Here is a 15,653-nt window from a genome sequence, read left to right as displayed (position 1 = left end):
ATGTCTATTGAAACAGATCGCTTGGTTCTGACTGATTGGAATGATTGCGATGAGGTACAATTTTACCGTTTAAATTCTAATCCGGAAGTTATGCGTTATTTTTTAAATCAATTGTCTAAAGCACAAAATCAAGATTTTTTTCAGCAAATTAGACAGCGTATTCAGCAGCAGGGCTATGGCCTATACAAAGTTTGTTTAAAAAATACAGGGCAATTTGTAGGATTTGTCGGACTCAATCATCCGCAATATGAATTGCGTTTTGCCTGTCCTGTAGAAATTGGCTGGCGATTGCTGCCAGAGTTTTGGCATCAGGGTTTGGCATTCGAAGCAGCGCAGGCAGTATTGCAGCAAGGATTTAATATACTGAATTTTCAGCAAATCATGGCATTTACTGCGAAACAAAATCAACCCTCATGGACATTAATGCAGCGTTTAGGCATGCGATTTCAGCAGGAATTTGCTCATCCTTTGGTCGTTGATAGCCATCCTTTACATCAACATGTCTTGTATTCAATTCAGTCATCGGAGTTTAGGCATGTTAAACTTGAAAAAATTTGCCAAGACGCCATTCAAACTGCATGACCATCCAACGCCTACTCGATGAACTGAATCCCGAACAATATCAGGCTGCCACAACCACTGCACAGAATACATTGGTATTGGCAGGGGCAGGCTGTGGCAAAACTAAAACCATTGTTGCTCGTGCGGCCTATTTGATCAGTCAGGGCGTGCCACCCGAACAAATTCAGATCATGACCTTTACCCGGCGTGCTGCCAGTGAGATTGTGACCCGGGTTGAACAATATCTGGGTATACAGGCGCAGGGTTTACATGCTTCGACTTTCCATACCTTTTGTTTGAGTATCTTAAGACGTTATGCTAAAGCCTTTGATCTTGGTCAATTTAATGTGATTGACCGTGATGATCAGGTATTAATGTTTCGCTTGTTACGTGGTAAGGATAAACAGCATGAATTACCCAAGGCGGCACAATTGCTGGATTTATATTCTTATACTCGCAATACACAGACTAAGTTTAGCGAAGCATTGGCAAAACATTTGCCTGATATGGTGGAGTTAAAAGAGCCGATTATTGCGGTAATGAAAGCCTATGAAAGCCAAAAACGGGAACGGGCTTATCTGGATTACGATGATATTCTGGAATATGTGGCCAAATATTTAAATCAATCGGAAGCGCTGGTGGATCAAGTGTTGTATCGCTGTCGTTATCTATTGGTTGATGAGATGCAGGATACCAATCCCTTACAGTGGTCGTTGCTTAAACCTTTTATTGGAAAAGCGCATCTGTTTTGTGTCGGTGATGATGCGCAGTCAATTTATGGCTTTCGGGGTGCGGATTTTCAGAATATCCATGCCTTTCAACAGCGTGTGCCTGATGCACAAATATTAACCTTGGCAAGGAATTATCGTTCGACACAGGAAATTTTGGATATTTCCAACTGGTTATTAAAAATTAGTCCGCTGGATTATCAAAAAGAATTACAAGCCTATCGTGGTAAAGGTTTGGCACCACAATTACATACACTGGCTAATGAATTTGAAGAAGCCAACTGGATTGCACAGGATTTAAAAAAACGCCATAAAAAGGGCAGTGCTTGGCAGGATCATATGATTCTGGTTCGTTCCGGTTTTGCCGGACGGCAAATTGAAAGTGCCTTGGTCGCTGCGGATATTCCCTATCAGTTTATTGGTGGGGTTAAGCTTTTGGAATCGGCGCATGTCAAAGATGTGCTAAGTATGCTCAGGATCGTTGCCAATCATAAAGATGAGTTGGCATGGATGCGCTTTTTAACCCTGTGGAATGGCGTTGGTGATGTCGGCGCAAGCCGTCTGGCTTCGGAGTTCTTGCAGTTTGATACGCTGGAAGATTGTCTGACCCGCTTAAAAAAATTTAGCAAAGTGCCGGCAATTGCCATTGCTGCCTTTCAACAATTATTACAGATACAGCATCTAGTCAGTAAAAGTCTGGAGGTTGCGCTGACAGCCTTACAAGAGCAGCTTGAGCATAATTATCGTAATCAAGACTGGTCACGACGACAACGCGATTTTGAGCTGGTTAAGCAGCTGGCAGAGCGACATATGAATGTTGCCGCTTTTATTGAAGAATATGTACTGGAACCGATTTCGCATAGTGAAGTCGAACGGGAAAAAGATAAAGATGTGGTCACCCTGATTACCATTCATTCTGCCAAAGGTACAGAACGACAAGTGTGCTATGTTGCCAATGCTTCAGTCGGGCAGTTTCCACATGCCCGTTCACAAGGCGATTTTGATGAGGTTGAAGAAGAACGTCGTGTGCTGTATGTGGCTTTAACCCGGGCACAAAATGAGCTGATTATTACCCGTCAGAATTTATTTACCTGGGTTAAGGATCAGCTTGATCCACTTGGACGTGTGGTGACAGGTTATTTCCTCAGTGATTTGCCATCAGGCTTGTGCCATGAAACTCTGCATCGACGAGGTGATCAGCGCCAGAAAGTCTGGTCTTTTGAGCGTGAAGATGGCATTGAAAAACCAAAAATTGGCATAGATTGGGATTAATTATTTTATGTGGATTGTATTTTTACTATCTCATCCCGATTTATACGCTTAAAATAAACGAAATGCTTAGTTGAAGGAACTGTAATGTCCCGTGTTGCCCGTTATCATGCCGACCGTACCAATCAAAAACTTTATTTTGCTCGTCTGGCTTGTCAGCAAGCGGAGCAGACCGAACATGTCCAGCAGATTCAGGCACATCGTGAAGCCGCAGTATTTCATCTGCAAGGCGCGGTATTGGCATTTTTGCAGGAGTTAGTACGCTATTATCGTTTAACCGAATTTCGTCCGACCTTGCAAAATGTCGAGCAGCATATGGCGGAGCGTGGACAGGTATCTCCAGAAATTCAGGTATTAAAACAACTCAGTCAGGATGGTTTTTTGGCAGCGTTGAACCGTGCCTATCGCATGTGTCAATATGCACCGGAACCTGCTGCACCTGAGCCGGAAGAGGAAACCTCATCAAACCTGATTATCAAGGTCACACAAAGTCCACAGGCTTGGTTGCCAGATACACAAATTCTGCGTGAATGGCATAGTGAGTTGTTGAATTTAATAGATGGTTTTCGTAATGAAATGGTGGAGTTCTGAATAAATATACAAATAGTACTTGAAATTCTAAAGATTTGGACGCATTAATAAGAATCAGAGATAAACATAGATGGCAATAAATTCTATTGCAGGAGGTTGCGAATGTCAGTTGAAGAACTTAAAGAGTTACTTGGCACTCAAGAAACCATTCTTGAACTTGTTCAGCTTGATGATGGTGCTTTGGCGTTAAGAGTATCGAATTCAGAAGATGTGCCATTAGTCAGAATCGAATTTAATGAGGAAGTGCGTAAAATACTTGGTGAAAATACAGGTATGGTGGCACAGCATATGATTCAGGCAGCGATTTATGGCGTGATGGAAAATCAAGCGAATAAATGGCATGCAAATGTGCTGGATCAAAAGCCACAGTTTTATAGTTAAATTTATTCTGTATCAGTTTTATTCTTCTTTAAATCCATAATCATAAGGAGTGCGGTAAATGCCGTACTCCTTATTTTTTCATCAAGTGATTAGGGGCTGTTGATACTTCGTCTATGTTTGCGACAGTGGCCGTTTTTAGGCAATACAAGGCATGAATAGTGAAATTTAGTCATTCTAAATGAACTATTCATAACGCAGTAGTGTCAAAAAACGACCCTGTCCCGAAGGGTTGTGGCTAAAATTACCCCATACGTCGTTACAAAGCTCGACAAGGGAATGGCCATTGCCTTCGCTTTGTGCCTAGTCTGAAGAAATTTTAGCCGACAACGCAATCCATTTATGAAATGTCAACAGACCCTAAGCATGATGACCATGCTGATGTGCCAATTGAATCTGTTCTAAAATATGAGCACTCATATTCTTCGCCATTTCCTCTTTGGCAAAATAGACTGTACCAATATCATCTTCACGTAATGCGCGCGCTTCTTCGCCATTTTCTGCACATAACAACACTTCAAGCATTGGATTAAGCTGTTTGGCAATATTGACCACTTGATGAATCTTGACCAGATCCATCGGTGAGATGACCAGTAAGCGGGCATGCATGATATGCGCCTGAATCAGTACACTGGGTTCAGTAGCCGAACCACTGACCGCAGCAACGCCTTTAGCACGTAGATTCTCAACAATTTCACGATTCTCTTCGGCAATCACCACTTTGATGTTTTGTTCCTGTAAGGTTTGGGTAATGCGACGTCCCACCTCACCATAGCCGACAATCACGATTTGATCTCGTAGGTAATCCTGACTTACTTCATCTGGTAACATGGCCAGAGGGTCGCTTTTACGTTCCAATAGACGGGCAAGATAAGAACGTGCCCGAATCCATTTCTGAATCGGTTCAATGGCAGAAAAGACAAACGAGTTTAAGGTAATGGAGATCAATGCACCGGCCAGAATCAGGTTTTGTGCATCGAGTGTTAGTAGTTGTAGTGATACGCCGAGTGTTGCCAGAATAAATGAAAACTCGCCAATTTGTGCCAGACTCGCGCCGACAGTCAGTGCGGTGTTAATCGGATAGCGGAAAAATAATACCAGTGCCATAGCAGCTATGGTTTTACCAATCATAATAATGGCGACGACCGCAAGAATATGCCCAGGTTGTTCAATCAAAATGCGCGGATCAAACAGCATACCGACCGAAACAAAAAACAAAATGGCAAAAATTTCACGTAGAGGTAAGGTTTCTTCTTCAGCACGATGGCTAAATGCAGATTCTTTGACAACCATCCCTGCAAAGAATGCGCCTAATGCCATAGACACACCAAAGATGGCATAAGATCCGTATGCAATTGAAATTGCCGCAGCGACCACTGTGAGGGTAAATAGCTCACGTGAGCCCAGACGTGCCACAAATTGGATGATCATCGGGACCAGACGTTTTCCGATAATCAGCATAAAGGCGATAAATCCTGCAACCTTTAATAAGGTAATGCCGAGAGTCAGCCAGATATTATCATTGGCAGATTCTTGGCTGATGGGTTGTCCGCCTAACAGAATTGCTGTTGCTGGTAAAAGCACCAATACCAGTACCATCACCAGATCTTCGACCAGTAGCCAGCCTACTGCAATCTTACCATTGACCGAATCTAGTAAACCCCGATCGCCCAATGCTTTTAATAATACCACCGTACTGGCACAGGAGAGGCTTAAGCCAAAGACCAGTGCAGAACCAAAGGACCAGCCCCAGAGCATGGTCATGCCCATGCCAAGCAATGTAGCGACCGCAATTTGTAATATGGCACCGGGAACTGCGATACGGCGTACTTGCATCAGATCATTTAATGAAAAGTGCATACCCACACCAAACATCAGGAACATGACACCAAGTTCGGCAAGCTGGTTGGCAAGATGAATATCACCGACAATACCCGGTGTATTGGGGCTGATAATGATCCCTGCAATCAGGTAACCGATCAGTGGAGGAAGTCGCAAACGTGCAGCAATATAGCCAAAAATTAACGCCAGACCAAAACCGACGGCAAGTAATATTATGAGATCTACATCATGAGGCACTGACGACTCCTTAATCGAGATGGGTTAAGGGCTTTAAATAGAAGCATAAATAATGCCAATATTGATTACTTTAGAGTGTATCAAATTTAGCTGCGATTGACACTTTATAATCAACTGTAAATACAGAAAATTTTAACTTTAGCGGGAGATGAGTAGAGGCAAGTTTAAGCTTGTCAGATAAGCGGCGAAAAAAAACGACTCATGTGAGTCGCTTTTCATCCAGCCAAAATTATTTAATTTTAGCTTCTTTAAAAATAACGTGTTGGCGGATTTTTGGATCAAATTTTTTGATTTCCATTTTTTCCGGCATAGTACGTTTGTTTTTGGTTGTGGTATAGAAATAACCTGTACCAGCACTTGAAACCAGACGAATCTTATCACGCATGGCAATGACTCCTTAGATCTTTTGACCTTGAGCGCGAAGATCGGCAACAACCTTCTCAATGCCCAATTTGTCGATAATACGCATACCTTTAGTGGTTAAACGAAGACGTACAAAACGTTTTTCGCTTTCTAACCAGAAACGGTGGTGATGCAGGTTCGGCTCGAACCGGCGCTTGGTTTTGTTGTTTGCGTGCGAAACGTTGTTTCCAACGATTGGACGCTTGCCGGTAACTTGGCAAACCTTAGACATGGTGAACTCCATTGATTAAGCCCAACAACAATCGATTGCAAGGCTTGTCAGTCAGTAAAACAGGGTGAACTCATTTATAAGGGGCGTTTTATACCAAAATTTGAACTAAAACGCAAGTCCAACGCCCAAAATTAAGACATAAACCCAATTAATAGCTTATGTCTTAATCAATATGTAACAATAAAGGAAATCTAAGCAGATGTTCTCTATTTACGTAAAAAGGTTTTAAATAAAATTTTATGTACTGCTTTATTAAACGGTGGCAGGATAAATTTCAGCGAATAGAATTTTGGATTAGACATCACCGAGCGTTCATGTGAAAAACTAAAGAAGCCTTCCGGACCATGATATTTACCCATACCAGATGCGCCAACACCACCAAATGGCAGATCATCCTGTGCCACATGGGTAACCACCTGATTATGACCGAAATGTCCAGAATGCGTACGGTTCGCAATATATTCGGCGCGATCTTTATCATAGTCAAAATAATATAGTGCTAAGGGGCGAGGACGTGCATTGATAAAATCCAGAACTTCATCAATTGAATCATATTCAAGAATCGGTAACACGGGACCAAAAATTTCATTTTGCATAATTTGCATCTCAGGTGAAATATTGGTCACAAGCGTTGGTGCAATTTTACGGACTTCTTCCAGATTCTCATTGTTGAGATTGATTTCAATCAGATCTGCACCTTGTGCTTTGGCATCTTCAAGATAACCTTGGATACGTCGGTACTGCTTATCATTGATGATTGAGGTATAGTCTTGATTATCTTTGAGTGTCGGATACATCGACTGCACAAAACTTTCAAAGAATCCGGCAAATTCAGTGGTTTTACCGCGTGGTAGAAATAAATAATCTGGTGCTACACAGGTTTGACCCGCATTCCATAATTTACCCATTGCCAGTCGTTGCGCGGCATCTTTTAGTGGAAGCTCAGGATGGACAATGGCAGGAGATTTCCCGCCTAGCTCCAGAATTACCGGAACCAAATTTTCAGAGGCTGCCTTCATAACGGTTTTACCGATTTCGGTAGAGCCGGTAAAAATAATTTTATCAAAAGGCAGATGACTAAAGGTATCAGAAATTGCGCCACCACCATTAATCACAGCAACCAGATCCTGTGGAAAAATTTCGGCAAGAATTTTTTCCAGTAGTTTGCCAAAATGTGCCGAAGCACTGGAAATCTTGATCATGGCATGATTACCCGCGGCGAGTGCACAGATTAGTGGGCCTACGGAAAGCAATAATGGATAATTCCACGGCGTAATAATACCAATCACACCTAAGGGTTGATATTCTACCCAGCCTTTTGCTGGTTGGTGCAATGGACTAATATGGCGCTTGGACGGTTTCATCCAGCGTGTAAGGTGTTTGGAATAATAGGAAACTTGCTCGACGCAGGTCAGCAATTCACCGATTTTAGTTTCGGCAAATGCACGATTTCCATAATCCTGATTAATGGCGGATGCGATATCATCTTGATATTTAAGTAGGACCTGACGCAGTTGTGATAAGCGTTCGATTCGTTCCTGAGCGTTAGGTAGGGTATGACGTTGATACGCCAGTTTTTGTGCCGCCAGTATATCGAACATAGCCTGGATGTCTGGTGGTGTTTCCGCCGCTTTACTTGTTTTGACGATGTTATTCATATTGGTATGCCAGTAGATGAAATTGATGATGAACTATTTTTAGAGTAAAAGCTCTAAATAGTCAAGTCATGAATATGTGTGTAATATGAGCAAATTTGTAATGTACTGATGTTAGACAGAAAACATTTACATGCGTAATATCTGTTATTTAAATCGTGATTGCCAGATTTGAGGAATAATCATTTGAAAGTTTCAAAAACCAAAGAAAGAATTTTGCAGGCAAGTTTGACCTTATTTAATGAAAAAGGTGAAAGAGTAATCACGACCAATCATATTGCAGCCGAACTGGGGATTAGTCCGGGTAATCTGTATTATCATTTTCGTAATAAACAAGAGATTATTAAAGAACTATTTGAGCAATATCAAACAGAAACTATTAATTTATTAAATGTGCCAGAAGGTCGTCCGTTAAATAGTAATGATAAAATTCATTATTTTCAGATTTTAAGCAAACAGTTGTGGTCTTATCGGTTTTTACATCGGGATGTACATCATTTAATGGATTCTAATCCTGAGTTTAAACAGCTTTATCCGCAGTTGGCAGGTCGTGTCATGCAACAAGGACAAAAGATTTATCAGGGCTTTGTAGATGCCGGATTAATGAAAATGACAGCATCGGAGATTGAAGCTTTAATCATCAATGTGTGGATCGTACTAACCAACTGGGCCAATTTTCTGTATATGTCCGGTCATTTGAGTGGGGATCAAAATTCGGAACACTGGGTCTGGCAAGCTTTACGGCAGATGGTATTTCTGGAAGGGCCATATTTAATTGGTGAAAGTCGTGAGACCTATGAGAAGTTACTGGAAACCATGGGAACTTCGCATCTATTTGCTCAGTTGGCAGATGTTGGATCAGAAAATAGCGAATTGGAAATAAAAAACTAAAGATTTTTTGGTTAAAAGCGTTAAACTAACGCGTTTTTTAAAATTATTGTGAATTTAAAGTAAAATGAATATGTCTACAGTAAATACAGCACGTTTGCTGATTACATGTGAAGATCGTCCCGGTATCGTACAGGCTGTATCGAGTTTTTTATATCATCAGGGTGCCAATATTACTGCACTTGATCAATATGCAACCGAAGCGCAAGGCGGACGTTATTTTATGCGTGTTGAATTTGAACTGGATCATCTTTCTAGCCGACAGGATGCATTGATTGAAACATTTCAGAAAAATGTTGCCGAACGCTACAACATGACTTGGCGTTTAAGCTGCGTCAGTGACATTAAAAAAGTTGGGATTTTGGTGTCAAAAGTTGATCATGCCTTATTAGAATTATTATGGCGTCATGCACGAGGGTCTCTACCTTGTGAAATTACACAGGTGATTTCTAACCATGAAGATTTACGTGAATCGGTTGAAAACTTTGGTATTCCATTTACTGTGATTCCAGTTAATAAAGATAATAAAGCAGAAGCCTATGCACAAATTGATGAATTGATGCAGGGTAATGATTTACTTGTGTTGGCGCGTTATATGCAGATTCTCAGTGAGGATTTTGTCTTAAAGTGGCCGATGAAAGTCATTAATATCCACCATTCATTCCTGCCTGCATTTGTGGGTGCAAACCCGTATAAACAAGCCTATGAAAAAGGTGTAAAACTGATTGGTGCAACTGCACATTATGTTACTGCGGATCTGGATCAGGGACCGATCATTGAACAGGATGTGGAACGGGTCAGCCATGATTATAGTGTCGAACAATTACGTGAACTGGGTGAAGACGTTGAACGTAACGTTTTGGCCCGTGCAGTAAAATGGCATCTTGAGGATAGAATTATTGTAGATGGCAACAAAACGGTTGTTTTTGATTGATTTTTATCATATTTCAATAATTTTAATGAAGCACAGTTGTTAACTGTGCTTTTTTATTAAGTAAAAAATTATAAAAAAGGGTTGAAAATGAAAACACTTCTCATTTATCATTGTCGCACTTTAATTTATGCATCCGGTTGTATCAATCGAATGATTTTACGTTACAAAATTAGGACATCCTAAATGGGTCAACTTTCTGTAGCATCATCTTCCCATCCGCTGTCTAGGAACCAGAAAATTATTGCTGCGATTGCAGCAGTTGTTGTTGGTCATGCTGGCGTTTTGCTGGCTTTGTCCTATATGAAGCCGATGCAATTAAGACCGATCGATCCGCCAAAACCTGTGCATGTTCGTTTCGTCAAAATTGTTGAAAAGCCTAAAGCTGAATTGCCAAAGCCAAAAGAACCTGAGAAGCCGAAAGAACCCCCTAAACCGAAACAGGTTAAAATTGTTGAAAAACCGTTACCTCCACCTAAAAAAGTAGAGAAGGTACAGCAAGTCAAGGAACCTGCGCCAAAACCGGCAGAGTTACCTCAGGTTGAGACAAAAATCGTGACCACGACTACAGCTGTAGTAACAACACCACAACCTGCACCAAAGGCTGAACCAGCTCCTGCACCAACGCCAGCACCACAAGTGGATAATAGCCCACGTAATTTGGGCGACGCATCGGGTGTAGCCTGGAAAAGCAAACCAAAACCTCGCTTAAGTCAGAATGATCTTAAACGTGTTAGCAATACGATGATGATCATTCGCATTGATGTTGACGATAAAGGTAAAATTAAGGCTAGAATTAAGCAGGGCAGTGGTGATGACAGGGTGGATAGAGAAGTCATCAGAGCTGTTCAGGCAGGACAATTTTATCCGCATAAAGAAAATGGTGTCGCTGTTCCATTTTATGCAGAACAACCATTCCACTTACAGTAAAGCCGCAGGGCTAAACCGAAATATTTGAAAATTAAGGAGTTCGAATAATGAACTTTTCAGTGTATTGGCAACATGCAGATGCGGTAAGTAAGACGCTGTATTTTATTCTACTTGCAATGTCGATTACGACGTGGACAATCTTTATTATCCGCATTTTGGGTACCAAGCAAATTAAACAGCAAGCAAAAGCCCATTTACAAAAAGCGATTGCAGACCTGAAAAGCCGTATAAGTGCATTGGCCTATGATCAACGTAAAGCAGCTGCCGAACAGGTGTTATTACAGCAGATTGCCCGTGAAAAATCTGCCGCAGATAAAGGTGTCTCTGTATTGGGTACAATTGCATCACTTGCACCTTTTGTCGGTTTGTTTGGTACAGTATGGGGTATTTTCCATGCACTTGTAGCGGTAGGTTCCAGTGGTCAGGCCGGCCTTGCTCAGGTTGCTACACCAGTCGGTGAAGCACTGATTATGACAGGTCTTGGTCTAGCTGTAGCGATTCCTGCGGTACTTGCCTATAACATCTGTGTACGTCAGAATCGTACATTGTCAAATGACTTGCAAGATCATGCACATGGCTTGTTGATTGATACAATTTTACAGGATCAAAAGCATGTAGCTGAGCATTCTGAACAAGTTGCAACCAGTAAAGCACAATATGCTGGAGGTCAGGCATAATGGCATTTTCTCTAGGAGAAGATAATGATCAAGGCATGACGGAGATGAACCTTATTCCGTTGATCGACATCATGCTGGTATTGATGATTATCTTTTTGGTCACAGCGACTGTAGCGAATCCTTCCATTCCGTTGACATTGCCGAAAACAACAGCAGAAATGCAAGAGCAGCCACCGGAAGCGATTACTGTAAGTATCGATAAAGATAATCAGATCGCGTGGAATGGAGACATTGTATCACTGGATGAATTGGCACGACGTTTCCAAGAGAAAAGTCAGGCAACACAGAAACCAACGATTCAGCTTCGTGCGGATAAAGATTCAAAATATGATTCAACTGCGCAGGTGATGTCCCGTGCAAGTGAAGCTGGTTTGGCAGATATTGCGTTTGTCAGCGAAAATTAAAATTCTATTAAAAAAATAAAAGCTACTCTCGCCAGAAGCGAGTAGCTTTTTTTATATCATGAATTCAACTATTAATTGTCATACATGTGTAGTTAGTTAAAAAGTTTGCTAGATGAGTATTATTGGACTTTTCAACGTGCAATTGGAAAGCACACAATGACGTATATATTTAATCTTCTCAAGACGAAAGATGAGAATGTGTAATGCTTTGAAAAGTAAATTTTCAATATCAACTCTTACTAGAAAACTAAGATATTCTTAATCGGCTACCTATCTGTGAGATTAAACACAATACAAGCGAATGTGACTATTGCCCTAAACAAGCTCAACGAATTTCCGGTCTAAGACAATATTATTGCTCAGAATGGTTAATAAAAAAACTCGGCAAATGCTTGCCGAGTGATAAAAAAGAATAAAAACTAAAAAACAATGGATTAATTCATGTTTTCTTTTTCCCGCAATACTTTAGGGGTACAGAAGGCCAGTAAGATAATTGTGAATAGGCATAGACCTGCGATAAGATACAAGGCTGGTGTTGTACTACCGGTTAAATCTTTAATATGTCCGACCATTACAGGACTCACAATACCACCTAGCTGACCTAGTGTATTAATTAATGCAGTTCCACCCGCAGCACCGGCACCAGCACCGACCAATACTTTTGGTGGTAGATTCCAGAAAGATGGAATGGCCGCTACAATACCAGCACCCAATAAGGCCAGTGAAGTCACAACAATGGTGGTATTACGATCAAAGATACCCGCGGTTAAAAAGCCAATTGCTCCCAGACCTAGCAAGAAAATGGTGAATTTGAGACGTTCACCGGATTTATCTGACAGACGTCCAACAATTACCATGGTAATTGCCCCCATAATATAGGGAATAGCAGTCAGGAACCCAATCATTTGGGTACTTTCCACACCAGAACTTTTGATTAATTGTGGTCCCCAGAAATTTAGCCCATAAGATGCAATTTGGATTAAAAAATAAATTAGACCAAGAATTAATAATCCGGGCGTTTTAATGGCTTCCCATAAGGAATGAGAGGCTTTAGAGGCTTCTTTGGGTTGAACCAGAGTTTTTAAATGTGTTTTTTCAGAGGGCGTTAACCATTTGGCATCGTCAATTTGATCTTTAAGATAGGTTAATACCATTAATCCTAAAATCACACATGGAATACCGCCGAGAAGGAATAACCAGTGCCAGCCACGGATTGCCAATACACCATCCATGGAGGAAAGTAAAAAGCCTGAGAAGGGGCCGCCAAAAATTCCAGAGAAGGCCGATGCCAGAAAAAATAAGGAAATAATACGTCCACGATAAGATTGAGGGAACCAGAGCGTCATATAATATAAAACACCCGGAGCAAAACCCGCTTCCATTGCACCAATCAAAAAACGCAAGGTATAAAATTGCCAGTCTGTGGTGACAAACATCATCAGACAGGTCGCAATTCCCCATGAAATCATGATGCGGGCAATCCATTTACGTGCACCGAATTTATGTAAAAATAAATTACTCGGTACTTCAAAAATAACATATCCGACGACAAAAAGGCTGGCACCTAGGCCATAAGCCGTATCACTTAAGGACAGGTCTGCCTGAAGCTGGAATTTGGCGAAACTAATATTAATACGATCAAAAAATGCAAACAAATAACAGATCATAATTAAGGGCATGATTTTCCATGCCACTTTATGAATCAGCTTTTTTTCTGCGAGTGCGTACTCTTTTAATTCCATTGCTTGTGAATCACTCATTTTTATCTCCATTAATAAATGAGTTGGTCATTGTTTTAAACTAATGTTTTGATGTAGTCAGGAGGACTATGCAAATGATGGTTAGGTCCTGCTTTTGCTAACTGGCTTGGTGTATCATGTCCCAGTAAAGCAGGTAGTTTTCGGGAAAGTTGTATGACCTGTTCCAGATCAATGGTGGTGGGGATGCCTATTTCTTGACACATATTGACCAAATCTTCGGTACAGATATTTCCGGATGCGCCCGGTGCGAATGGACAACCTCCCAATCCTCCAATGGCGGAATCAAAGCGGCGCGCCCCTATTTCGTAGGCTGCTAGTACATTACAAAGGCCTAGACCACGGGTATTATGAAAATGTAGCGTTAATTGTTCAGGCGTAATGAGGGTTAATACTTGACGCACAATGTTTTTCACCTGAACCGGATTTGCCATACCAGTTGTATCTGCGAGCGTAATATTTTGAATACCTAATGCAAGATAGTTTTCTACCAAACGCATAACTTCATTAGGATCAATTTTTCCTTCAAATGGGCAGCCGAAAGTTGTTGCCACGGTGCCATTAAGTTTGACCAGTTCTTTCATCTGGGTACTAATTTCTGCGAAGCCCAAAAATGATTTATCTTTTGTCATGCGCATATTGGCCAGATTGTGTGTTTGACTCGCAGACAGAACCAGATTTAATTCGTCTGCCTGAGCATCCAGTGCCCGTAAGGCACCTTTTAAATTAGGAATTAATGCCACATAAATAATGTCAGGATGTCTTGTTATCGCTTTAAAAACCTCATCTCCATCGCGTAATGCAGGAATGGCTTTAGGAGATACGAATGAGCCCGCCTCAATACGGGAAAATCCCATGTGTGACAGCGCATTAATAAGCTTAATCTTTTCAGTGGTGGGTACCCAGGTAGGTTCAATTTGTAAACCATCACGTGGTGCAACTTCTTGGACAATTAAAGTATCTGGAGATGTCGTCATGATTGGATTACTCCTTTATCACGTAAGGCTGTAATGTCTTCATCGCTATAACCATGCGTATGCAGAATATCCTGTGTATGTGCACCCAGATCAGGGCCATTCCATTTTACTTGACCTGGTGTTGCAGAAAGTTTGGGAACAATGCCCGGCATTTTGACGACCTGACCATCGGGCAATGTAGAGTCCAGTAACATATCGCGTGCAATAAAATGAGGGTCATGGACAATATCTGCAACCGAATAGATGCGTCCTGATGGTACGTCTACCTGTTCCAGAACCTGTAAAACATGGTGAATTGTATGTTGTCTGGTCCAGCTTTCAATTGCCTTGTCCAGATAGTCACTTTGTTTAGCACGACCATCGTTATGTTCAAATTCGGGATTATTGGCGATATCTTCCCGTCCAATTGCAGTCATGAGACGTTTAAAGATCGGATCACTATTTCCTGCAATGACTACAAAAGCATTATCTTGGGTGCGGTAAGTGTTGGATGGTGCGATCCCCGGAAGTGATCCGCCCGTTCTTTCTCTTACAAAGTTGAAAAGATCATATTCTGGAACGATGCTTTCCATGATGTTGAATACACTTTCAGCCAGTGAAACATCAATGACCTGTCCTTTACCTTGATTGGTTTTAATATTAATAATGGAGATTAGAGCACCAATTACGGCATGTAAGGAAGCCAGCGAGTCTCCCAAACTGACACCAACACGGGCTGGAGCAGACTCTGGTGATCCTGTTGTATAACGAATCCCGCCCATGGCTTCTCCAATAGCACCAAAGCCAGGCTTGTCTTTATAAGGCCCGGATTGACCATAACCGGAAATACGGACAAAAGTCAGATTTGGATTAATTTGTTTAAGTGTTTCCCAATCCAGTCCCAGTTTTTCCAAGGCCCCTGGGCGCATATTTTCAATCAGCACATCTGTATCGGTTAAGATTTTTTTGATCAATTCGATAGCTTCTGGAGCTTTTAAATTAAGGGCCAGTGATTTTTTATTACGTGATTGCAGATACCACCAAAGCGATGTGCCATGATGTAGTTTACGCCATTTACGAAGAGGATCACCTTTGCCAATGGGTTCAATTTTAATAACTTCTGCACCAAATTCGGCAAGAATACGCGTTGCAAAGGGAGCAGCAATGAGGGTGCCAATCTCTAACACCTTAATTTTTTGTAGAGGTAAGCCCATA

General features: G+C 41.4%; 16 protein-coding genes. 9 read left to right on the top strand and 7 right to left on the bottom strand.

Annotated elements, in window-relative coordinates:
• The 4 genes from CAP51_RS03105 to CAP51_RS03090 all read left to right on the top strand — a co-directional run bounded on the left by CAP51_RS03105 (position 1) and on the right by CAP51_RS03090 (position 3,530).
• On the top strand, positions 1-582 hold the full coding sequence (locus tag CAP51_RS03105) for a GNAT family N-acetyltransferase (protein ID WP_087619282.1): 582 nt from the start codon (positions 1-3) through the stop codon (positions 580-582).
• Positions 579-2,561, top strand: coding sequence for an ATP-dependent helicase (locus tag CAP51_RS03100; protein WP_087619281.1), 1,983 nt, complete (start codon positions 579-581; stop codon positions 2,559-2,561). Before CAP51_RS03105 ends, CAP51_RS03100 begins: the two co-directional genes overlap by 4 nt.
• 84 nt (positions 2,562-2,645) lie before the next feature.
• Positions 2,646-3,149 carry a DUF6586 family protein gene (locus tag CAP51_RS03095; RefSeq protein ID WP_087619280.1) on the top strand — a complete coding sequence of 168 codons (504 nt, stop codon included), beginning with the start codon at positions 2,646-2,648 and terminating at the stop codon, positions 3,147-3,149.
• A gap of 102 nt (positions 3,150-3,251) precedes the next feature.
• Positions 3,252-3,530 carry a hypothetical protein gene (locus tag CAP51_RS03090; protein WP_087619279.1) on the top strand — a complete coding sequence of 93 codons (279 nt, stop codon included), beginning with the start codon at positions 3,252-3,254 and terminating at the stop codon, positions 3,528-3,530.
• A 357-nt stretch (positions 3,531-3,887) separates the two neighbouring features.
• Here CAP51_RS03090 and CAP51_RS03085 read toward each other — a convergent pair whose 3' ends face one another.
• The 4 genes from CAP51_RS03085 to CAP51_RS03070 all read right to left on the bottom strand — a co-directional run bounded on the left by CAP51_RS03085 (position 3,888) and on the right by CAP51_RS03070 (position 7,898).
• The gene (locus CAP51_RS03085) at positions 3,888-5,606 is read right to left on the bottom strand and encodes a cation:proton antiporter (protein ID WP_087619278.1); all 1,719 of its coding nucleotides are present in this window, start codon (positions 5,604-5,606) and stop codon (positions 3,888-3,890) included.
• A gap of 229 nt (positions 5,607-5,835) precedes the next feature.
• Positions 5,836-5,991: a 50S ribosomal protein L33 gene (rpmG, locus tag CAP51_RS03080; protein ID WP_001205031.1), complete on the bottom strand. Its 156-nt coding sequence runs from the start codon at positions 5,989-5,991 to the stop codon at positions 5,836-5,838.
• Positions 5,992-6,003: 12 nt separating this feature from the next.
• A complete protein-coding gene (gene rpmB / locus CAP51_RS03075) occupies positions 6,004-6,240 on the bottom strand; it encodes a 50S ribosomal protein L28 (protein WP_004649871.1) in 237 nt (78 codons plus the stop codon).
• Positions 6,241-6,446: 206 nt separating this feature from the next.
• On the bottom strand, positions 6,447-7,898 hold the full coding sequence (locus CAP51_RS03070; RefSeq protein ID WP_087619277.1) for a coniferyl aldehyde dehydrogenase: 1,452 nt from the start codon (positions 7,896-7,898) through the stop codon (positions 6,447-6,449).
• 183 nt (positions 7,899-8,081) lie between these two features.
• Here CAP51_RS03070 and CAP51_RS03065 point away from each other — a divergent pair, with 183 nt between their 5' ends.
• From CAP51_RS03065 to CAP51_RS03045, 5 genes are all read left to right on the top strand, one after another.
• Positions 8,082-8,786 (top strand): TetR/AcrR family transcriptional regulator, encoded by a 705-nt coding sequence (locus CAP51_RS03065; RefSeq protein ID WP_245809058.1) that lies wholly within the window; start codon positions 8,082-8,084, stop codon positions 8,784-8,786.
• A 64-nt stretch (positions 8,787-8,850) separates the two neighbouring features.
• Positions 8,851-9,717 carry a formyltetrahydrofolate deformylase gene (gene purU, locus CAP51_RS03060; RefSeq protein ID WP_087619276.1) on the top strand — a complete coding sequence of 289 codons (867 nt, stop codon included), beginning with the start codon at positions 8,851-8,853 and terminating at the stop codon, positions 9,715-9,717.
• A gap of 183 nt (positions 9,718-9,900) precedes the next feature.
• On the top strand, positions 9,901-10,644 hold the full coding sequence (locus CAP51_RS03055) for a TonB family protein (protein ID WP_087619275.1): 744 nt from the start codon (positions 9,901-9,903) through the stop codon (positions 10,642-10,644).
• 47 nt (positions 10,645-10,691) lie between these two features.
• Entirely contained in the window at positions 10,692-11,321 is a 630-nt protein-coding gene (locus tag CAP51_RS03050) for a MotA/TolQ/ExbB proton channel family protein (protein ID WP_087619274.1), read from the top strand.
• Positions 11,321-11,725: an ExbD/TolR family protein gene (locus CAP51_RS03045; RefSeq protein WP_087619273.1), complete on the top strand. Its 405-nt coding sequence runs from the start codon at positions 11,321-11,323 to the stop codon at positions 11,723-11,725. The genes CAP51_RS03050 and CAP51_RS03045 overlap by 1 nt, the downstream gene beginning before the upstream one ends.
• A gap of 434 nt (positions 11,726-12,159) precedes the next feature.
• Here the strand turns inward: CAP51_RS03045 and CAP51_RS03040 are convergent, their stop codons facing one another.
• From CAP51_RS03040 to CAP51_RS03030, 3 genes are read right to left on the bottom strand one after another with little or no spacing between them, the layout of a single operon-like run.
• Positions 12,160-13,485, bottom strand: a complete 1,326-nt coding sequence (locus CAP51_RS03040; RefSeq protein WP_087619272.1) for an MFS transporter — start codon at positions 13,483-13,485, stop codon at positions 12,160-12,162.
• 35 nt (positions 13,486-13,520) lie between these two features.
• Entirely contained in the window at positions 13,521-14,459 is a 939-nt protein-coding gene (locus CAP51_RS03035; protein ID WP_087619271.1) for a hydroxymethylglutaryl-CoA lyase, read from the bottom strand.
• Entirely contained in the window at positions 14,456-15,652 is a 1,197-nt protein-coding gene (locus CAP51_RS03030) for a CaiB/BaiF CoA transferase family protein (RefSeq protein ID WP_087619270.1), read from the bottom strand. Before CAP51_RS03030 ends, CAP51_RS03035 begins: the two co-directional genes overlap by 4 nt.
• Position 15,653: the final 1 nt, after the last annotated feature.

The sequence above is a fragment of the Acinetobacter populi genome (assembly GCF_002174125.1).
Lineage (GTDB): Bacteria > Pseudomonadota > Gammaproteobacteria > Pseudomonadales > Moraxellaceae > Acinetobacter > Acinetobacter populi.
Note: the sequence above shows the minus strand (reverse complement) of the source record. Positions and strands in the feature narration are given on the sequence as shown.